General features: G+C 43.8%; 19 protein-coding genes. 2 read left to right on the top strand and 17 right to left on the bottom strand.

The window, feature by feature from the left end:
• Positions 1 to 111: 111 nt before the first annotated feature.
• Both NSU15_RS01695 and NSU15_RS01690 read left to right on the top strand, forming a co-directional pair.
• Positions 112 to 255 (top strand): hypothetical protein, encoded by a 144-nt coding sequence (locus NSU15_RS01695; protein ID WP_167348483.1) that lies wholly within the window; start codon positions 112 to 114, stop codon positions 253 to 255.
• A gap of 171 nt (positions 256 to 426) precedes the next feature.
• The gene (locus NSU15_RS01690) at positions 427 to 2,757 is read left to right on the top strand and encodes a septation ring formation regulator EzrA (RefSeq protein WP_339288884.1); all 2,331 of its coding nucleotides are present in this window, start codon (positions 427 to 429) and stop codon (positions 2,755 to 2,757) included.
• 101 nt (positions 2,758 to 2,858) lie between these two features.
• On the opposite strand, the gene NSU15_RS01685 is transcribed toward NSU15_RS01690, so the two are convergent.
• The 17 genes from NSU15_RS01685 to NSU15_RS01605 form a co-directional block, all read right to left on the bottom strand.
• The gene (locus NSU15_RS01685; protein ID WP_339288883.1) at positions 2,859 to 4,490 is read right to left on the bottom strand and encodes an ATP-binding protein; all 1,632 of its coding nucleotides are present in this window, start codon (positions 4,488 to 4,490) and stop codon (positions 2,859 to 2,861) included.
• A gap of 148 nt (positions 4,491 to 4,638) precedes the next feature.
• Entirely contained in the window at positions 4,639 to 5,427 is a 789-nt protein-coding gene (locus tag NSU15_RS01680; RefSeq protein WP_042123548.1) for a formate/nitrite transporter family protein, read from the bottom strand.
• 338 nt (positions 5,428 to 5,765) lie between these two features.
• Entirely contained in the window at positions 5,766 to 8,270 is a 2,505-nt protein-coding gene (locus tag NSU15_RS01675) for an S-layer homology domain-containing protein (protein WP_339288882.1), read from the bottom strand.
• A gap of 251 nt (positions 8,271 to 8,521) precedes the next feature.
• Positions 8,522 to 9,622, bottom strand: a complete 1,101-nt coding sequence (locus NSU15_RS01670; RefSeq protein ID WP_042123546.1) for a toxic anion resistance protein — start codon at positions 9,620 to 9,622, stop codon at positions 8,522 to 8,524.
• Between the two features lie 11 nt (positions 9,623 to 9,633).
• On the bottom strand, positions 9,634 to 10,338 hold the full coding sequence (locus tag NSU15_RS01665) for a hypothetical protein (RefSeq protein WP_042131781.1): 705 nt from the start codon (positions 10,336 to 10,338) through the stop codon (positions 9,634 to 9,636).
• A 34-nt stretch (positions 10,339 to 10,372) separates the two neighbouring features.
• On the bottom strand, positions 10,373 to 11,428 hold the full coding sequence (locus tag NSU15_RS01660) for an ATP-grasp domain-containing protein (protein ID WP_339288881.1): 1,056 nt from the start codon (positions 11,426 to 11,428) through the stop codon (positions 10,373 to 10,375).
• Positions 11,425 to 12,258 (bottom strand): HAD family hydrolase, encoded by an 834-nt coding sequence (locus NSU15_RS01655; protein ID WP_042123542.1) that lies wholly within the window; start codon positions 12,256 to 12,258, stop codon positions 11,425 to 11,427. The genes NSU15_RS01660 and NSU15_RS01655 overlap by 4 nt, the downstream gene beginning before the upstream one ends.
• Entirely contained in the window at positions 12,255 to 13,406 is a 1,152-nt protein-coding gene (locus tag NSU15_RS01650) for a cysteine protease StiP family protein (protein WP_042123541.1), read from the bottom strand. The genes NSU15_RS01655 and NSU15_RS01650 overlap by 4 nt, the downstream gene beginning before the upstream one ends.
• Positions 13,390 to 14,700, bottom strand: coding sequence for a phosphoribosyltransferase family protein (locus NSU15_RS01645; protein ID WP_042131780.1), 1,311 nt, complete (start codon positions 14,698 to 14,700; stop codon positions 13,390 to 13,392). The genes NSU15_RS01650 and NSU15_RS01645 overlap by 17 nt, the downstream gene beginning before the upstream one ends.
• A 76-nt stretch (positions 14,701 to 14,776) precedes the next feature.
• The gene (locus NSU15_RS01640; RefSeq protein WP_231574007.1) at positions 14,777 to 15,988 is read right to left on the bottom strand and encodes an HpcH/HpaI aldolase/citrate lyase family protein; all 1,212 of its coding nucleotides are present in this window, start codon (positions 15,986 to 15,988) and stop codon (positions 14,777 to 14,779) included.
• 171 nt (positions 15,989 to 16,159) lie between these two features.
• Positions 16,160 to 16,900 carry a DUF475 domain-containing protein gene (locus tag NSU15_RS01635; RefSeq protein ID WP_042123539.1) on the bottom strand — a complete coding sequence of 247 codons (741 nt, stop codon included), beginning with the start codon at positions 16,898 to 16,900 and terminating at the stop codon, positions 16,160 to 16,162.
• 26 nt (positions 16,901 to 16,926) lie between these two features.
• Positions 16,927 to 18,237 carry a TerD family protein gene (locus tag NSU15_RS01630; protein ID WP_042123538.1) on the bottom strand — a complete coding sequence of 437 codons (1,311 nt, stop codon included), beginning with the start codon at positions 18,235 to 18,237 and terminating at the stop codon, positions 16,927 to 16,929.
• Positions 18,238 to 18,489: 252 nt separating this feature from the next.
• Positions 18,490 to 19,071 (bottom strand): TerD family protein, encoded by a 582-nt coding sequence (locus NSU15_RS01625; RefSeq protein ID WP_042123537.1) that lies wholly within the window; start codon positions 19,069 to 19,071, stop codon positions 18,490 to 18,492.
• 80 nt (positions 19,072 to 19,151) lie between these two features.
• Positions 19,152 to 19,727, bottom strand: a complete 576-nt coding sequence (locus tag NSU15_RS01620; protein ID WP_042123535.1) for a TerD family protein — start codon at positions 19,725 to 19,727, stop codon at positions 19,152 to 19,154.
• 29 nt (positions 19,728 to 19,756) lie between these two features.
• The gene (locus NSU15_RS01615) at positions 19,757 to 20,353 is read right to left on the bottom strand and encodes a TerD family protein (protein WP_042123533.1); all 597 of its coding nucleotides are present in this window, start codon (positions 20,351 to 20,353) and stop codon (positions 19,757 to 19,759) included.
• Between the two features lie 126 nt (positions 20,354 to 20,479).
• Positions 20,480 to 20,926 carry a tellurite resistance TerB family protein gene (locus tag NSU15_RS01610; RefSeq protein WP_042123532.1) on the bottom strand — a complete coding sequence of 149 codons (447 nt, stop codon included), beginning with the start codon at positions 20,924 to 20,926 and terminating at the stop codon, positions 20,480 to 20,482.
• Positions 20,927 to 21,083: 157 nt separating this feature from the next.
• A complete protein-coding gene (locus tag NSU15_RS01605) occupies positions 21,084 to 21,806 on the bottom strand; it encodes an amino acid ABC transporter ATP-binding protein (RefSeq protein ID WP_042131778.1) in 723 nt (240 codons plus the stop codon).
• Between the last annotated feature and the right edge of the window lie 3 nt (positions 21,807 to 21,809).

Here is a 21,809-nt window from a genome sequence, read left to right as displayed (position 1 = left end):
GGAAAATGTGGATAATAGCAATAATGAAACAAGTTGATAATGATTATCATTATTAAAGAAGTTATTGATTTCACTTTACTATATTTAAGTTAAAAAGGAGACTGATCACCCATGAACGTTACCTCTACCCGAACAACACTACAGGTTGACGATTATCTGGATCTGCTCAATCTTGCCGTTAAAGTTGGAGATTTAAAATGGCAAAAAGAAATTAAATCCAGATTGCAATACATCCTCTGTCTGCCGACAAGATAGCCCTTCTAAATATTCGCCGCATTCCTTTTAGGGAATGCGGCTTTTTTTGCTGGTATAACTGGCGGACATGTAAGAATAGGAAGATCCCCGGGTCCCTGATGGTTAATGATATAGTATAATTATTAGCATAATATATTGAATACAAAGTCCTTCAGATTGGAGCGTGTCAGCTTGAAAAAGTATATAGCTTTATTCTTATTAATCAGCGTGTTATGGGTACCCGGTGCATATGCCGCCGTAATTCCTACTCAGCAGGGATTAGTTACTGATAGCGCTGGAATGTTTAGCTCCGCAGAAGCGAAATCCATTTCTGCTGCCGCCACTGGGGATCTCGTTACTATGCATGTACTCACCGTAGATTCCTTAAACGGCACTCCAGCCGATAAGTACGCTGATGAAACTTATGCCTCATGGGGACTGTCCACACGCGATATTCTCTTGCTAATCTCCGCTGGCGATCAGTCGATTGAACTGAATTTTAACAACCCAGGCTTCCAAAACTCGATAAATGCCTGGTCCCAGAATCAGGGGGGGAGCTCAGGAAGTGCTGCCATTACAGCGTTACTTGATACTTATTTCATACCTTATGCCAGAGAAGGCGACTTCGCTGGAGGGACAAAGGCCTTAATTAAAGCGGTCCATTCCATCGGGGATAGCACCGGAAATGCTGGAGAAAACGCAGGAAGTGGCAGTGCGATTGGCAGTACGGACGGCGGTTTAGAGAACGGCACCTCCAGCAATCCAGGAACCTCAGTCAGTTCCGAAAGCCGCTCCAGTAGCTCCATGTTCAAGATTGCTGCCATTGTAATCGGAACCGTACTAATCCTACTTGTGCTCTTTATAGTGATCACAGGTCTGCGTCGACGTAAACAGCTAAGCGAGCAACAGGAACAGTTATCCAATTTGCTTGTACAAGCGAATCGAGCATTGGAATCATTAAAGCCATTTCAGGGGATCGTTCAGGGCAAAACCGAGGTGCTGGTAGAAGGCATTTCAAAACGACTGTCTGCAAAACTCGTTGAAATCTCTTCCCTGCAAAGTGATGGGCAAGGTACACAGCCACCCTTCTATCGTCTGAATGCCCTTAAAGCTGCCGTGGAACAATTGCAGCAGACAGAGGCATCCTTCCGCACAGCGCTTGAGGAGGAAGAGAAGAACATTGCAGTTATCAGTGAAGCAGATCGCAATGTTAAACAACGCATCACAGAGCTTAAAGAGGATACGCCAGAGCTTGAAGAGCAGCTGCATGATGCGGTTAAAGAAACTGGTTATGCACTTCAAGAAATTGTTGAAGAGCTTAAGGAGCTTGCCGAGGAGACCTCAAAAGCAGATCAATTAGAGCTCTTTGACCCTATTGCTGCACAAGAAATTACCGAGGATGCGCAAGAGCGCCAAGAAAAAATCGAACAAGACCTGAAGGATGTCGATCTCTATGATGATAAGCTAAACCATTTCCCTACGGTATTAGCTGCATCCCGTGCGAAAATCACAAGCATCATCGAACAGAATTCACTCCATAACATGAAGATAAAACCTTATGACCGTCTGGAGCAGGCCCGAGTAGAGTCGCTGACTCTTGAAGCACCGCTACGCGCAGGAGATATGGATGAGGTGCGCAGGATTGGCGCCAATCTTGATCTTCTCCTGGATGAGGCTGTTGCTATGACAGAACAACAAGCACTTCTTCGGCAGAATAACCGCAGAGATTTAGAGACATTCCGCACCGAATGGAGCCAATTAAAGCAGCGGCGAGACGGACTGCAGAGCCGGATTACAGAAGCACGAATATATTTTGAAGAACAACATGTAGCAACTGTGGAGAACATTCTGACAGAGTGGAGCACTCGCCTTCGGGAAGGTGCAAGTGAAGTGGCGCAGATTGAGAATTGGACCAGTGATGAACGCGGGGAATATGACAAGGCCCACAATGCGCTTGAGCAGTTGCTATCCTTACTGGATGAGGCTGCAAGACAGTTCGATGGCGTCTCGGAGAGTCTAAATGCACTCCATGAAAGACTGGATAAGGTCACTCGCCTGTTCTCTGAAGGGCAAAGCCGGGTGGAAACCACCCAGCGAATGCTGCATAGCAGAGGGTTATCATCTAGAATTCGCTTCGAGCTATCCTTATTGCCAGAATTCAGTGCACTGGAGCATCGCCTGACGTCCCGGCCTTACAATCTTGAGGAGCTGGAGTCCCTAAGCCGTTCTTATGATTCGCAGATCACTTCCTTTGTAAATGAAGCGAACCGACTCGTTCGCCAGAAGGAAGAGGAAGAACGGTTAGCCCAATTAGCTATGATGAGAGAACAGCAACGTCGTGCACAAGCCCGCAAACGGATGTCCTCTGGGCCTCCTTCCTCGGGCGGATTTGGTGGAGGGCGTTCCTCCGGTGGTTCTTCCTGGGGCGGAGGCGGCGGTGGTGGCAAATCCTCCGGCGGCTCTTCCTGGGGTGGCGGCGGAGGTAAGTCCGGCCGAAATTCATCAGGCGGATCCAAGTGGTAGTCCATCTCCATAATAAAAGACTCTTCCAGCCTGCTTGGGCGGAAGAGTCTTTTATTATGAATTAAGGCTTGTACGACGGAGTTATAGCCAAGATAAGCCCTTTATTTTATTGGCAGATAAATCGTAACAGTTGTACCTACACCCTTTTCACTAGCTATGACCACGCGGCCTCTATGTGCAGAAACTATTTTTTTTACAATCATGATTCCAAGTCCATTACCGTCACCTCTGGTCGTGTGGAAAGGCTGACCTAATTTATCCAACACTTCCTGGTTCATACCCTCTCCGTTGTCTGTGAAGGTAATCGTCTGGTATCCATTCTCCACATCTAGAGCTACTGTAATGCTTCCACCAAAAGGCAAGGCTTCCATTGAGTTTCTTAGGATGTTTAGGAAGATTTGTTTGATCTGATTGCGGTCACACAAGATTGTGGCATCATTATGGAATTGCGTGTTTAACGATATATTATTCATCTCCACTTGAATTGCAAAGATGCTAAGCACTTCCTCCAGAATCGCACTACATTGTTCTATCCTATAATGCGCAGCCTGCGGTCTACCCAGTATAAGGAACTCACTCACAATGAGGTTCATTCTTTCCACTTCTGACATAATAAGATCATAATGGAGCAGTTTCGAATCTTTATTGGCCAGTTGAAGCATCCCTTTAACTGTGGTCAGCGGATTTCGAATCTCATGCGCAATACTCATGGCCAGTTGTCCAGCGACCACTAGCTTCTCTGTATTGCGCAGCACTTCTTCCGTTTTTTTCATCTCTGTAATATTACGAAGACTCCCAATCACACGAGCCAAGCATGCATTCGAGTCGTAAACCGGAAGCACATCCAGCATATAATGCTCAAACAAACCGTTACTTTCTTGAATCACTTCCAGCCCAGCACATGCCTCTTGCTGAAGAATGACATGCTGAAAATAAGAGCCCACATTCCGAATTTCAAAAACACTGGCACCGATAACAGATTCTTGATGTTCACCATCCAAATGAAGCATATTTAAGCAGTTCTCATTTATATTGACGATCGTTCCGAGTTCATCCGTTATAATAACGCCTAAGTAATTAGTATCCAATAGGATTCGGTTTAAAAGCTGAAGCTCAGCATTTCCTCTACGCAGCAAAATTTCGCGTTCGATGGAGTCAGCCATGGTACAGAGCAAAGGTAATAGGTGGGGATGAGCCACATCTATATCCGCCATAAATGATATCGTCCCCAAAATCTCACGCCCATCCTCTTTATAAAAAGGAGCCGTACAGCACACTAAACGATGAAGAATATGATGATAATGGTCTTGCCCCTTCAACTGAAAAGGCCGCTGATATTCGAGACACAAAGCAATCGAATTCGTACCCACTTCTTTGTTTAGCTGCACACCTTCTTTGATACCAATCTGCCCTACGAGATCAATAATCGTCGGATCCCCTTTGAACGCCAATAGATAACCTGCATCATCCGATATCGTAACAAGGATCGGATTGCCTTTTACTGAAGAAAGAAACTTATTCACAAAAAAATCGATAACTTCAATCACTTCACTATATACATGGAGTTGTGACCCCAATTCATCTGCAGCATAACATTTTGGAAAAATAGGAGGCTGCTCAGGGTCTATTCCTTGATCAATGCAATGCTGATTGGAAGCCTTAATAATAGTCTCATCCGTCAGTATCCCTGTTGTCTTTTCCAAAGCCTTACCCCATTCTGTATGAATCTTCAATTTTGTAATACTAATATGTATTCTACTTCTTTCCCTCTAATCCTTTTGAACCCTAAAAAATCAAAAAATCCCAATGGCGAATAAATTTCTTGCAGCACAAAAAAACTCCGCCCTTTTAGAGAGCGAAGTTACGCGTTAACCGAGCTTCTTAGTGCTTTGTATCGTCCAGAAAAGGTTTGTTCACATAATAATACATAACCCCCATCAGAACTCCACCACCAATTAGATTGCCGATTGTAACAGGCACAAGATTATGTACCACACCGGCCCACGAAACCGTTCCAGGATGGTCAAGGACCAATGCAATCGCAAAGGTACACATATTAGCAATACTATGCTCATAACCGGAGATAAAAAAACAGAATACGAATAAGACCATTGCGAACATCCTAGCCCCATCGCCTTTAATATTCATCGGTATGAAAAAAGCCATACACACGAGCCAGTTACAGAGGATAGCACGGAAAAAAAGCTGACCTGCCGGAGCCCCCATTTTATGCTCAACCACATATAGCAAAAATCCATTTACATCAGAACTGTAAAACAGTCCTGTTAAAAAAATCAATAATGCAAATACAGCAGCACCAAGGATATTACCGATATAACTCATAACCCACATGCGTACAACCTCGGACCATTTCATTTTACGTCTCAAAGCTGTATACGTGTAATAAAAGGTATCTCCGGTAAATAAGTCCCCTCCACCGTATGAGATAAGGATAATCGCTGCTCCAAAAGTAATTGCAGCCATCGGATACGCAAATGGTGAATGCTCCATATAGAAATAGTTACCTGTCTTGAAGGCTACAATTACACCAAACCCGATAAACATACTGGCCAGCATGGCTCTGGCAATATAACGCATTATACTTTGCCGAAAGATTTTCTGTTTCTTGAGTGCCAATTGTTCAACCTGAAGCAGCGCCTCGTTCTCCATGTGACCTCCTTAGGGATTTTGGTATTTCCAGCTAGTTAAGGTAAGGGCTAATCGTACAGCCTTGAGTTATTATACCCAATAACCCGCTGGAAATTACTTGAACCAAGTTGTGGTTGAAAATCCCCGAATTTCTTAGAGGAATTGATGTTAATTCCCGCTAACTGTCGTCATTCAATTTGGCTATCGCTTCTGCTTTTTCGCTGCTGGCTACGATGATAAGCACGAGTATCAAACACCCTAAGATCATATGCCTATCCCCACTTTCTACACATGTAGTCTTGTGACAACTTATGTATGAGGATAGGGCTTTATGATTGCTGTGAGTTCTTGTTCCCTTATTAGTCTTTCAGGACCCCTGTGTAATAGCTTATTGCCTTATAATCTTTATCATAAAAAATAACGATATATTCTTCTGTCTGTCCATTTAAAGCCGGATCAGAAGAATTGAAAACGGCCATTCCTTGATAGACCTGATTCAAATTCTTGACCACATTTTCGACCGTAAAAGCTTGTTCTTTTTCCAGCATCGATCTTGATGTGACTGTGAAATATACAGCCTCCCGGTGTGCGCGTACGTAGTTTTGGACATCAATAAAGTCTACACGTCCGCCGTTGCCATAATGACGTTCCATAGTCACTCCCTCCAACACTTGAACCACTGAATTGTCCCATGCTGGAGAAAGGACTGAAAAGTTCATCTGCTTTGTCGTATAGCGCAGTGGCTTATCTGCCTTATCGTAATAAACTATCGTTACGTTATAATCACCTATCTTATCCCGAATAGGCAGTAGTATTGTATTAATCTCCGAAAAAGCATATTTACCGTAAATACTAGGAGTCTCTAAATCGTTCGCAGTGATCGGATTTTTAGTAATATAGTAAGAAAAGCTTCCAATCTCTCTTCTTAAAGTATCCGGGAAGTCAATAGTATACGCATTAACTAACGTACCGTTGAGTTGAAATTCTCTAATACCAATATAGGAAGAGACAAGCGCGAGGTTCTGTAACGGCCCTGATTTCTTAAGTTTTTCAAGAGTTTCTTGAGCATTCATAAGTTTGACTTTACGCTGCTCACTAATCCTCCCACGGAGTGATTCATTAAGTGCCTCATAGGCTCTAGTGGCCCTATTTATAGTATCCTCTTCATTCAACCCTAGACTGATTGGAATATCGTCAATCCTCTTCTCGGCAGCTTCAACTGCCAATTCGTCACTTAATTGAACTTTTCCTTTGTAATAAGCGATAGCCTTCAAATTGGTGTCATAGAACACAATCATATATTCTGCTTCGTTGTAGGTTTTATAGTTATAATAGGACTCGTAAACAATAGGAATATACCCTGGTGATGTTGCCCCGCCGGAAGAATAAGTAGTTTCGACCACTCTAATCCTTGTATCCTTATAAAGCAAATGTGGAGTAGTAATGATCTCGCTAGCTTGAGGATTCATGTCCATATCCCGATAATACCTAGGGGAGATCGTATAAGAAACCGCATTACCATTTAACTGTGCAAAAGCATTTGTAACATCAATAATATCAGAATAGTATTCCCCTGGATTTATCCAACCGTCATAGATAAATTTTTCTTGTGTAATGGTTACTCCACTTTCTAACTTCACCATGTCACTGGCTTGCTCCGTTTGCGAGAACTTCAAGTTCATCTTTTGGGTGTAGTATCCTGTAATTTCTTCTTTATGGTTTCTAACAACAACCGATACATACTTTTCTCCATCTCCACCTCCATCTATATAACTAGAAGACACCGTGATTTCGGGCATAAGTCGAGCTGTATAACCGGACATAGTTATATATGAGTTAAGATTAGTAAGGCCCCAGCGGAGATCCCTGTCATTAATCGGCTCGGATGTAATATAGTAAGTGATCTGATCATTTTGATTCACTATTGTGTCAAAAACTTTACTAAAGTCAACTTTCAGATAAACGGAATTTGTGACTGACTCATTTGGAGTAGATGTAATATGAATATCTAAGGCGGGCAATTCTTTTATAGGCATTGTAGGTTCAGGGGTTGACGTTGGTGAAGCAGTGGGTGTGGGTGTAGCGGTTGGAGTAGAAGTTGCCTCAGATTGACCACCACCAGCACCACCAGCACCACCAGCACCACCACCTCCTCCGCCACCACTGCCTCCGCCAGCGGATGCTGCAGTTGCCGTTGCCGTTGGCGCAACACTAGGCAAAGAAGTTGTAACTGGAGAAGCTGTCGGCAACACTATATGTGTAAGAGCCTCAGCGGAATCAATCAGTGTCAAGGACTCTGCACGGGTTAATGCCTGTCCAGGCGCAAAAGTCCCATTAGGGTATCCTTTCAGAACACCGGCTTTAACTGCTGAAGCAACGCTTTCTTTGCTCCATGCAGCAATTTGTCCAGCATCGCTAAACACCTTCAGCTCATCAACACTCCCCCCTTCCAGTTTCAACAGTCTGCTAATAATGACTGCTGCTTCCTGGCGGTTAATTGGAGCATTCGGACGCATCTCGTTGTTAAATCCTTGGATATATCCGGCTTCAACTGCTCTCGCTATCTCATTATATGCCCAGTTAGTAGAAGGCACATCATCGTAACTAATCTTAGCTAGCTTCGTATAATTAAACGCACGGTTGACCAATGTCATAAACTCAGCTCTTGTTATGGTTTGATTTGGCTTTACAGAGCCATCTTCAAAACCCTTCAACTTGCCGCTGTCTAACCAGCTATCAATAGCTTTTTGAGCCCAATGGCCTTCGTAATCCTTGCTATTTTGTGCTGTTACTACCCCTAAAGAACTAAAAAGCATACTTACGCCCAGTGCACCAGCTAATATTCCCCTAAACTTTCTGCCCATCCATTTACCCCTCCCAATAGGTATGCCCGTTTCTCTTGAAACAGCGCATGATAAAGCCGATCCTTTCATCTTAGGTGCACCTGAGCATCAATAAATCCATCAGATCTTTACCATAATATCTCATGAGAAAATTTTAGTAAATTGGAATATATTATAACTAATGTTGAAAAAAGAACAAAGAAAAAAGCCTGCTGAAAAATTCAACAGGCTTTACATCCTATACTGTGTATTCATGCGAATTTCAGAAACAATTAGTTCAAGAAGCTGCTAAGTTGACTCTCAGCCTCTCCTTGCTTCAGCGCCTGCGGCTTGTCCGCCTCATTCAATCCTAAACGATTGCCTAGTTGAGTATTGATTGCCGTCATTTTAGACGTATAATCCTGGCAGCTTTCAATAATACGACGGTTAGACTGTTCTGAAGTGTCTAAAGCGCTAAGCAAATCGCCGATCGCTTGGTTCACAGCTTCCATGGACATAGAAGGCTTAGATAGCAACTCGGTTGTTTTCTCCGTAGTGGTACGCAGTAGACGTGCATTTTCTTTAAATTGATCTTCAATCGTCTTATTCGTCGCTTCAACAGCGTTGATGACGTTCTCCTGATCCGCTAACGACATCGCAATCATTGCCGATACTGTAATTAAATTAGAGGTCTTATCAATGGCGTTATTCACAGAATCAATCAACTTATCATTATTGTCGTTGATGATATCTGTAGCAGCAATCGCTTGATTGTACAGCAGAATCATCTCTGTCATCGACTGAATACGAACCATCACTTTACGCAGACCACGCTCAAGATACGCTTTACGGAACTCATTCTCTGGCTTCGCGATCTCCACCTCGAACAGCTCTTTCAGCTTATTGCCGAAGGCAATTTTGGTCTGTAGGTTATATATTTCTTCCATGGAGGTACGTTTTAGCTGACGCATATTCACAATGCTCTCTTCGAGGGTATCTCTACCGTCGCGAAGCCCTGTAACAATGGCATCAATGTTCGTGCGGACCGACTGATATTTGTACACATAGTTCTTCATCGGACTCTTACGCAGCATCTTGCCGAAGAAGCTCACATTCTTACTCTGCTGCAGATTCTCACATTCGTTCCGCAGTTTCATAATCATGTTAGGCACTTCAACACGTTTGCCTGACATCAGGTCATTCACTGGACGATCCAGCAGCTTCAAGGTTTGTCCTGCTTTTTCCTGCGTCTTAACTCCAAGCTTACCGATATCATCCATCAAGGAATCTAGTGTAACAGTATCCGTTTGGGATACCTTTTCAATTAATTGTGCCGCTTCCTCGACTACCTTTTGTTCATCTTCTTTTTTTAATTGGATCAACTGCGTGGACATGGGATTCCCTCCTATAGTTCGGAACTGCTGTACCGCTGATGAATCAGTTCCGCCTTCGTCTGAAGTTCCATCAGGTCTTTATGTTCGATCGTGGACGCAATATCCGATATTTTGGAATCGACATCTCTTAGACCGTTCAGCAGCATTCTCCGATTCTTCGTCTTTGCTTCACCGCCTAGGCGTAAGAACGGATTGATTACACCATTTAAATCCTTCAGAATCAATCTGCGGACCGTATGATTAATCTCGCCGTTATTCAGCTCCTGCAGCAGTGGAATTACACGTTGAAGCCTCGCGAAGAGCGCCAATGATTTCTCGACAATTTCATTGTCCAGCGTATCCTTCTGCCCTTCTGAGATAATCATATCTTCCAGAATGCTAAGATACTCCACAACCGGAGCGAACTCCGGTCCAATCTTCACAGCGTCCTCCGTTTTACCGTCATAGCCGTGAATACCTGATGTAGTATCATTTGCTGCGTTGCTTAATTGTGGAGCGCTCGCAGCGGGCGGCGGAGCAATTGGTGCCGTCACGGGACCTGCTGGCAACACCTCCGCCGGTAGATTAGTTCTTGGACTTCTCGTGACTAGAGCACCTATCCCTGCACCCGCTAAAGGCAACAGCAAAGAGATGAACTCAGGCAGAAGAGAGCTCGTTAATACAGCGACAACATAACCGATACCGGCGTAAAGTAATACTTTTGATTTAAACTGAATTGTTCTCACCTCTTGTGAGCGACTTTATGAACGCTCAATTCACGGCGTCCGAAATGACGGATTGGCCGTTTATTTTCATAATCATCGGTTGCTCCAGATGGCTGGCCAGTACATCTCCTTCAAAATTCATAGGCTGAACCTCGCCACCGAGGGCACTTTTGACGGCTAAATAAGGAAAGTTAATCCCTGACAAACATGACATATGCAGTCCACCGGACATTCGCGGGTTAATTTCCAACAGCTTTGGAGTATCTCCATTGTATTTCATTTGAATATTGAAATTGAAGGGGATCTTGTAAACTTCTGCAACTCTAGCTGCAATCTCCTCTAGTTCAGGAATATGTTCCATCAATCGCAGACGACCGCCCACTTTTCGACGTGGCACAGCTACTAACAGCTTACCATTCTCATCTGCCAGACAATCTATACTATACTCGTATCCCTCCAGTAATTCCATCACCATCAGATCAGGGAAGGTCTCTTTGCTTGCAAGAATACGATAGGCATCATCAAACGTAATCAATGGAGTTACATACCCAAAAAGCTCTTGAAGAGGATCGCGGGTATTGTCGATCATACGGAAGCCTAACCCACCTTCTGTTTCAGTTGGCTTAAAACAAACACGATGTCCCTTGGCAACAAGGTCCTCGTAAGCATTTTTAAACTGCTCCGCTGTACTAACTACATGATAATCCGGGATACTCATGATGCCCTGCTCACTAACATTCTCGTAAAATTTACCTTTGTCCATAATGGACTCCAGCAGGTCAAGATCTCTACATACCAGAACCTTTGTACCAATCGCATCAAACATTGCCGCATGGAGAGCAATATCAAGCATATGCAAGCGTGGAATAAAAACATCGATCTCATTACGCCGACAGAAATCAACGCAAAACTGAACATATTCTATTCCCTTCAGCGCCGGCTCGGTTTCAGCAAAGTCAGCACCTTGTAGCGACATATGGCGGATATCCGGGTGTGTCGCAAAGATTTGAACCGGTATACCATCCTCGTTATTGCGGAGGAGATTCATATAATGGTAAGCCACGGAAAACCAACGATTGAAATAAATATTTACCTTTTTCATAGTGGCCCCACTCCCAATGCAGTTAGATTATTATAGATCATATTTACATACTGCAAAATCTCATCTCCAGCAAATACACCTGATTCTTTCGTGAATGGATATCTTGATTTTACAAGACCACTCTGTTGCTCTGCAAATATTTCACCATGGCAGGGGGCAATAGCATAGTCAGCACTCTCAAGGAGACTCTTATCTAGCAAGGAATCTCCAGAAGCTACCATAGGCTCAGAGCGAACGGTGCGCCGCAGATGAAGTATAGCGTCGCTTTTGTTCACGGCTGCCGGCACAGCGTACAGCTTGCGGCCTTGTAAAGAAACTCTCCAGCCGAGATTATAGAGCCGATCTGATAGATTAGTGATTTCATCTAAAGGTAACTGATCCCGATAAACCATGAAGGAGTAGAATAGATCATCACAATAATTCTCACTAATGATCCAATCCTCACGTACAACTGCCTTGATATATGATCTAACCTCTTCAGCCCCAGCAGAGTGACGAGCTACCAACCTACCGATTGATTCTCTCCATTCCTTATCGACAACTCCACCGATTAGAATATTCCCCCCATTGCTTGTAACGGCATAGTCAGGTATGACCGTTTCTTGAAACAGATTAATACGCTTGTATTGTTGTACCGTACGCGTAGTAACCGGGACAAAAATAACCCGTGTGGTAAGATCGAGTAGCTGATTTAATGCTTGCTGCGAAATGTAAGATCTCGTCTTCCCCTCGATAATTTCCGCCGGAATTAGACCCGGAGTATTCTCAGGAACACCAATTGCACCTAAAGAATAGATCAAAGTACGATCTAGATCACTGGCATATATCATTCCGTCTCCCCTTTCAGCGGTTTAATTATTCCGCAACAGGAGTACGTCATTCCAGGAAAGATCTCAACAGGAACGCCCCGGTCCTTCGCTAAGAGAAGAATATGCTTTAGATTCGGATTATCCATAGTATCGACAAGAATTTTCCAAGGTACTCTGCGCAGTAATACGCGTGTTGTTTCTCCGACTCCCGGCTTTATCAGATTGATGTTATCTATGCCGAAAGTTTCCTGAATACTCTGAATATCACGAAGACCCTGCCAAGTGATTTCGGGCGGATGCTCCAGCATCTGTTCGCAGGCGCTCTTCGCTTCTGCTACTACGGAAGAGAAATACGGACAGATTGTATCAATAAATACATTGGACTCGTCCGCATTCAGCCACTCCTTATAAAACTTTGAGCCGTGAAAATCCTCAGGACCAATGAGATCAGCGTGTAACACCGTTCGGCTCATCAATCCTGAAACAGTAGAGTTTAAGCAGGCGCTAGGAATGAGATAGTCCTCTCTAGTCCCAAACATGCCTGCGCAGTTTCCAGGGTCAGCCAATACGGCAAGATCATCATTTAAGCGAATACCATACTTCTCATAGAGGCTGTTGCAAGAATCAATCAGCACCCCACGGATAGCCCCTTTTCCTGTCCATCCATCGACAAACTGCAAATCAGAATCAAGTCCATGCTTCTGCAGAATATAGAGAATCGCATTCTCATCTATCCCTTTGCCCCGAATAATAGAAATACTATAATGCGGTAGATCTACTTCGTATCTCTCTGCGATATAACGCTTAATCAATATACCAATGGGTGTTCCTGCTCTAGCCAAAGAGACCAGCACACAACCTAGCCCTCTTCTTGCGACAATCATCTCAGAGACAATGGCAACAGCCAAAGCTACCCTCTTAGCCGATTGCTGCAGCGTCTCATGAAACAAGTCAATATACTGCTCGGTAGGCTGATATTCAACAGGCAGCATCTCAGAATAATGGACACCCGATTGAATAGCTTCCTCCCTTACTTCCGTCGCCAGCTCCAGCGATACATCACTAAGATCCTTGAGCAAAAACGTAACATCTGACGGTGGATAGCTCCCTAGCGGAACCGGTTCTGCTATTTGTTTATCCATGACTTTATGTTTACTTGTTCCCTTCATCCTGGGGACCTCCACTTCTTCCTTCAGGAGTCAGTACAATAAGATGCACTTTATGGCGGGCCAGTGCCTTCAGTATATCAAGCATCGGTTTCATTCGTTCATGCGGTACATCACGCTCAATCAGCACGAATATTTCATCATACTGACCAGGGGCTACATTATAAATAAAGTTTGTAATTTCCGGATCACCAGCTGAAGGGTATGCGAAAGCACTATGTACCCCGTAATCTGCCCGATGCTCAGGATGTATTGGACTGCGTGTGGAAGACTGATAGGAAACACCTTCCCCCATCTCAGCCGCTATCCGCATAGGAAGGTACATAAATTCCCCTACACCCATCACAAGAGTCCTAGAATCCACCTCTCGTAGTTCTCTAAGCTGTGCCGCAATCCGGGTGACGCCTTCATCCATCCCATCATTATTCAGCGAATCCAGACCGAATCGGCCGCTGTATTTCACATAAGGAGATGCGTTAGTGTCGCCATATGAATCTATAGATGTCACCTGCAGACGTTCTAAACCGTCCACCACATAAGTAGTCACCACTTCGGCTTCTTCTGAAGACGGACATAAATCTTTGTCATTCCCAGCATGAAGCAAAGGCGTGCCTTTCACTTCAATACTACCTTGCAGTAAACATAAGGACTTAATCCGAATCCCTAGTTCCTGTTCTAATTCGCTATAGGTGTGAAGATTATTACCGCTCCTCCAATCCAAAATAGAAACGACTACGTATTCCTCCCGAGGGAATTTGGACTGAATATCACGGATCGTATTAATTGCTGTATTCCCCGTTGTAATCTCATCATCCACCAGTATAATCGGCTCAGTCCCTGATAATAGTTCAGCATTCAAGGCGTAACATGAATGGTCGACCGCATGTGAATGCTCCTCTTCAAAGCTAACAATCGACTCCAAATCGAGGATATGTTCACGCGTAGTATGAATATATGATGCTGCATCGGCAAACATGTTGTACACACTGTGACCGAGTGCAGTTGCAGTCTCAGCAAAGCCAATAAAAACAACAGGCTTAGGAAGAACTAACCGTGCTCCTAGCAAATGTTGATAGGCTTCCTTGGCAGACTCAGGGTGAATCAGTCCATGCACAGCTTTATTCAATAAGTCATCCATCCTACCCTTATCTGTAGAATCATCGTTCATCTCCTGATATAACAGCAGCGCTAATGCAGCACCACTTAGTAGAGGAGTGTATGGATTAACAGGGATATGTTTGCCAAGCACCTTGCTGACGAACAAAAAGGAGCGCTTCTTATTAATCCGGGCTGCCATGGAGAATAAAGTATCCGCAGGCAAATGAAAGGGATTAGATGTTTCAGTAACCGTGACCTGTAGGTTCTCGACTATGTTATACGTGTGTAAATTCGTTCTCGGGTAATAATCTGACAAAATGCTGTTGTTCATGTAACACCCCGTATATTTGTGATCGTAGTAAAATCCGTTTTGCCCAGTTCAAATGCGGCTTAATCTCGTTCATCTTATTAGAATATTGACTCTTGAAGACTCCTAGGCTACCATCGTTACTCTCTACGATACTGCAGGCATCAACATATTCCTCGTGCATTACCGTGTACATGGCCTGAACAGGTCTGAGGTGTGAGGGATGTATAATTGTCTTGCCCAAGATCCCATTTTCTTTATCTAAAATCACTTCACGAATAAGCCCATCCACGCTGCTAGAAATGTAACTGTTTCGCATGTCGCGGCCGTTTTTACCATAGGTGTCTTCAAACGGAGTCTGTCTTAGCTGTGGCCGAAGCACCCGATGTCCTTTATTCGCAAAATACTCCCAGACCGGTCCGGAAATTACATATCCCTCTTCCACTCTACCAAAGATATTAATAATATCTGATATGCAGTCTCGAATAGGGGTAAGATCATAGATACTAATATCAGGACTTCGACGCAGTCCGAATAAACTAGAAAAATCTGTTGCTCCAATTCTAACGTTCAACACATACTCACGATAGTTCCCTAGCAAATTACGAATAGATAAAAGACTGTCTACCCGGCTCTCGCGGTAAATAATAGGCGCACTTTCCAGGATTGGCATGCCGTATAGCACTGGATCTGAATAGCTGCGCGTTCTATTGTAATCGGCAATCGCCTCAAAATATTGGATTCCATTGTCGACCGAAAACTTAGGAAAAACAAAACCCGTTAACATCGTAACCAAAGATCCTAATCGAAAAATCAGCTGCCGCAGCTGCTCTGGATTACGAACTCGGATGAAAAGAAGCGGAAGACTATCACTCCCGCTTGGCTCATTCTCCTCATATGCGGCGAGAAAAATAAGATGCTGAATGAGAGACTCCTCTGCATGGTCAACCTCGTTATCTCCGATCGCATCCTCCAGATCAATAATAACGGTTACAAGTCCTGCACTTTTAAGCTTCAAAATATCTTCTGGAACACTAGCACGAGTTGCTGGCATATAAAGAGCAGCACCAACAGCATATGCCAACAAATCCTTGCTCGTAGTATTATGGTTAAATGAAATCGGCCGATTATAAAATAAGGCTGTTTCTTGTTCAATCGTCAGGTAATCGAAGTATCTCAAGATGGTTCCCCCTTATAGTTTTGCGAAGCCAAGCAAAACAAGCGTAGGCCTCTCCTATAGAGAGTGGCAGAACCAGCTATACCTTATCCGGTTCTCTCATATATAAGTGAAGGCCTACGCTATAAACATATACGATTACCTGAAAGCAGCAGTGTTCAACTACCTTTGAAATCAAGCATTTCTATGGGCTTCTTTTTTCTTACGCAGTACGCTGTAAAGAATCGTACCACCGAATACAAGAATAATGATTGAAAAGAATAATACATGTGGCATTTCGTATCCAAAAGCGCCCGCGAGCATTTTACCGGCAATAATGGCAATAAGCGCAAAAGCAGCACGCTCAAGTTCCGGGATTTTATCAATAAGCTTCAAGAATAATTGCGCTACTCCCCGCATCATCAGAACACCTATGATTCCGCCCATAAAGAGCACCCAAACCTGGTTACTAACACCAAATGCAGCAATGACACTATCAATACTAAAAGCAATATCCATTAATTCAACAAGGAGAACCGTCTTCCAAAAAGAGAACCCCTTATTCTCGATCTTCTCGTCGCCGCCGCCCTTAAACAATCCGCCATAAGCGATATAAAAGAGATAGGCTGCACCGAGAACCTTAACCAACATGAATTTGATAAGAAAGGTCCCGAGACCGATAGCCAAAAATCTGAATACATAAGCACCTATGATTCCGTAGAAGAGCGCCTTTTTCTGTTGTTCTTTAGGTAAATGCTTCACCATAACAGCAAGCACGAGCGCATTATCTGCAGAGAGCAGCCCTTCCAATAGCACTAAGCTCCCTATAATCCCCCAGCTAACCGGGTCAGAGAGCGTACCTACGACATCGCTCCATGAGAAAAAATGCCCGTAGTTCTCACTAATATTCCTGAAAAAATCAGCGAACCAATCCATTACACTTGCGCCTCCGAAAAAATCGTCTATTTACTGCCAGCAACCCAGCGCAGTCCCCAACCATAAGCCTCATCAATCTCCCGATGACCACTGTAATATTGGACCAGCCGTTCAACACTGAATGTCTCGTTATTCACATTCCGAAATAACGCGATTGCACACATACCTTTACGGTTGTTGTGCTCGTCCAAATTGACAACAATATCGGGTCCACCGCTCTGAGTAATCGTGACAACACCGTCAGCTTCTGACCAATTGGTAACACCTTTATAAATAAAAGAAAAAATTAGAATTCGTTCAATCTCGGAAATTTTGCTACCATTAATCCGCAGATTCTCACCAGTTGTCACAGAGCCTGTCCGATCATCTCCGTCAAGCATGACATATGGAGGCTGGTTTAACGAACCAAACGCATTGCCCAGCGCCTGAACAACTCCCTTACTGCCATTCTTCAGCTCATATAGACAAGCAAGATCTAAATCCACACCGTTTTTACGATTAAAAAGCCCTCCGCCCTGCTTCTGATTCCAGTTGAGGTTAATCAGCAATTCACCTAAACCACCAGCTGATTTCTTCAGGTTGATCGAATCACCTTTTTTCTTCAGTTCGATCTTCTTCAGGTTGAGATTGATCGGTGGAGGTCCTACAGGTGAAGGTGCAGCTGCAGGAGGTGGCGGAATTTGAATCTTAGGCTCCGCGATCGGCGCTGATTGACGTTTAAGCTCTGGTTGCGGAGCTGCAGGCTTAGGTACTGGTGTCGGTGTCGGTGTCGGTGTTGGTGTAGGTTCATCGTTCGCCTCTATCCCAAAGTTCAGACACAGCTCCTTTAAACCGCCAGCAAATCCTGCAGCAATGGCGCTGAATTTCCATTCACCGTTATATCTATATAATTCTCCTACCACAACAGCCGTTTCCACGGAGAAATGATTTTCAAGATCACATCGGAGAAGCTCCGCACCTGTTACTTGATTCAGAATCCGAAAATAGGCCTGATTTACCTGCCTAAAACTTTGACCTCGCTTCTCGCCATCATAAATGGTGAGTGTAAACGCGAGTTTCATCACATCAGAAGGAACTTTATTTAGTTCCACGTCAAATTGCTTGAGACTGTTGGATGTAGGCATTTCCTTATATCTGATATAAGGCGTAGACGGATTATTATAAAATATCAAATCCTCATCTTTGCTTACTTTACCTTGTGCACCAAGCAGAAAAGCAGAAGTATCGATCTCTAATGCAGATGGCGATTGCCATCCAATCTCTACAATAAGAGAATCAAGTCCAGGATTTCCTTTCGTTAGGTCAACCTTTTGTCCTTTGACAACTGTAATACCCATTCTTACACCACCTTTATAAATGGAGCAAGCATAAACGCCTTCGGCGTCCTCATAAAGAGGGCAAGCGTTTAAGCGAGAAATATAAGACTCAAAGTATCGTGTGAACCTTATACTTTCTTACATTTTTAAATAACCCCACAAAATGGAGTTTATACTCCGCGACCTAATCCAGGTCCTTTGTGAGGGTGAAACTTATACTTTCTTAAATTCCAAAAAAAGGGCAGGATCGGTGATGACCCCGCCCGGAAGATGCTATTGCGCGTCCAGCCCATAATTTTTACACAATGCGCTAAGGCCGCCGCCAAAACCACTACCTACTGCCTGGAACTTCCAATCCGCACCATTGCGGTAGAATTCACAGAATACAACTGCCGTCTCTGTTGAGAAATCCTCACCCAGGTCGTAACGGAGCACTTCACGATCCGTCGAAGCATCCACCACACGTACGAAAGCATTGGAGACTTGTCCAAAGTTCTGTGCACGAGCTTCGTAATCATAAATCGTTACAGTTATACCAATCCGCTGAATATGTGCAGGCACTTTGCTGAAATCAACGATAATTTGCTCGTCATCTCCGTCGCCTTCACCTGTACGGTTATCCCCCGTATAGACTACGGAACCTGCACCACCATTAGGGTTGTTATAGAATACAAAATCATCTGTACCTTTAGCTTTGCCGTCTTCATGAAGCAGAAACGCTGAAGCATCGAGGTCAAAATCTTGACCTCCACTATACTTATTAGTGTCCCAGCCCAATCCAACAACTACCTTTGTTAGACCTGGATTAGTCTTGGTAAGATCAATCCGCTGTCCTTTGGAAAGACTGATCGTCACTGACATAACCTTCTTTCATGAGTAGATTCAGTTCATTGTGTAACCACAAGATCAATACTACAAGATTTATACCACAAGATTTATTGCAAGCCGTAATCGCGAGTCAAACCGCTCAAGCCGTCTTTGTAGCCGCTACCGATTGCATTGAACTTCCACTCTGCACCGTGACGGTATAGCTCACCGACAACAACGCCAGTTTCAATAGAAAAGTCTTCACCCAAATCGAAACGAATTAGTTCTTCATTGTTCAAATCATTTACGATACGTACATAAGAACGAGAAACTTGTCCGAAGTTTTGGCTTCTAGCTTCAGCTTCATAAATAGTAATAGTGAATGCTATCTTTTCTACATCCGCTGGGATACTCAGAAGGTCTACTTGAACCTGCTCATCATCGCCATCGCCGTCTCCAGTACGGTTATCGCCTGTATGAATAACAGAACCATTTTCGTTTTGCTTATTATTGAAGTAAATAAAGTTCGTTTCTTTTTCAACTTTGCTGTTCGCATTAGTCAAGAATACGGAAACGTCCAAATCGAAATCTTTACCGCCGTCATATTTATTAGTGTCCCAACCAAGACCTACTGTGATTTTGGACAGACCTGGATTTGTTTTTGTTAAATCGATCTTTTGACCCTTGGATAGATTAATTGCCATGATAACATTCCTCTTTTCTTTTATTTGGATTATACGTAACGTTCCGCCAGTTGATTAATATGCGCCGCGTGACTGCCCTCACCAATTGCGGCGAACTTCCATTCGCCACCTTGCCGGTAAAGCTCCCCACAAATAAGCGCTGTATAACCATTGTAATTATCAGATAGGTTGAAGCGGATCAGCTCATTGTTGCCTACAGCATTTATCACACGGATATAAGCTGATTTGATCAGTCCGAAATCCTGTTTACGGTTCGTAGCATCATAAATATTCACGACTACAAGAACCTTGTGTACATCGGAAGGAATGGCATTCAAGTTGACCATGATTTGCTCATCGTCTCCGTCTCCATCACCCGTGAGATTGTCTCCGGAATGAATGACAGAGTTACAAGGGCTTTGCTTATTGTGGAAGCAAATCAGGTTCCCCTTCTTAACTAGCTTACCGTTCTCATTAAGCATCAGTGCTGAAGCATCACAGTCCACGTTGGCCTGTTTCTTCATCCCGAAGAATCCGCGAGACGGCTCAGCTGGATCCCAGCCCAAACCTACAATTACGTTAGATAAGCCTGCATTACCTTTTGTGAGGTCAATCTTCTGACCTTTTACCAGATTAATTCCAGCCAACTTTACGTACCTCCATTCCCTAAAAAGAATCACCATTTGTTAGTCTAGCTTTTGTATGTTCTATCAGTGATACGCTAAAGAACTAAATACGTTTCATCCGAACTCATGTATATGGTATTACATCGTTTATAAACTAAATTCACTAGGGTTTAATCCCAAGACACCGCAGATATGCCGTACAACCGCTTTTTCATGGTCATCAAAATCACCATCAGCAGAGCCGATAGCTGAGCATACACCCACAATTACGCGCCCCACATCCGGTTTGCCGGTAAACTTACCGATGGCTTTGAGTGCTTCCTGCTTACCGATTTCCGGGGAAAATTCAAAGTTACTTACATAAAAGTTGAACTGGGTAATGACGTCTCTCATGTCAAATACCTTTAGCTCATTGCTCATATTCATATAGCCGGCCATTTTATTCTTTTCAGCTTCTTCTATTTTACCGTCGGCAGCAGCAACTAAGGCGCAGCCCGCAACTACCGCATTCATGAAATCTTTATTTTTAAATTTCTTCACTTGATCTGTTAGTCCGTTTTTGGTGGTATTCAACCAGCTTTTAAATGTGCTCATCGTATTCTCCTTCTATCACCGCAAGATTATGATAACAAAAGATATCCCAGAGCCTCCTCTCCACGTATCCGACAGAATTTTCATAGTAGATCTCTGAATCACGGTTTACTCTTCTAATATACCTGATAAAATAGCAATATTCTACTTTTCCAAACTCTTACAGTACTTTTGATAGAAAAGATTGTGTCCGTTCTTGCATAGGATTTCCGAACAATTGCTCCGGACTGCCTTCTTCTACGATTTCGCCCTGTTCCATGAACAGCACACGATCCCCAACCTCACGTGCAAAGCCCATTTCATGGGTTACCACAATCATCGTCATCCCCTCACGGGCCAAATCCTTCATCACTGCCAGCACTTCACCGACCATTTCCGGATCCAGCGCAGAGGTGGGTTCGTCAAAAAGCATTATTTTGGGCTCCATCGCCAGCGCCCTAGCAATCGCAACCCGCTGAGCCTGACCTCCGGACAATGAAGCTGGATACATCTCTGCTTTTTCACTTAATCCTACCTTTTGCAGCAGTTCCAACGCTTTTTGCCGAGCTTTATCTGGAGACCATTTCCGCACCCGAATCGGCGCAAGCATAATGTTCTCAATCACCTTCATATGTGGAAATAGATTAAACTGCTGAAATACCATTCCTAGCTCTGTGCGGATAGCATTAATATTAGTACTCGCGTCCATCAATGAGGTGCCCTCGATCACAATTTCACCACTCTGCGGCTGCTCCAGTAAATTCAGGCATCGCAAAAAGGTAGATTTACCTGATCCAGACGGGCCGATCACCACCACAACCTCCTGACTGAAAATATCAATGCATATGTCGGTCAACACTGCATTTGTTCCGAATGATTTATGTAAATTTCGCACTGAAATCATAAG

Origin of the sequence: Paenibacillus sp. FSL E2-0201 (assembly GCF_037963325.1) — a bacterium.
Taxonomy (GTDB): Bacteria; Bacillota; Bacilli; order Paenibacillales; family Paenibacillaceae; genus Paenibacillus_AQ.
Note: the sequence above shows the minus strand (reverse complement) of the source record. Positions and strands in the feature narration are given on the sequence as shown.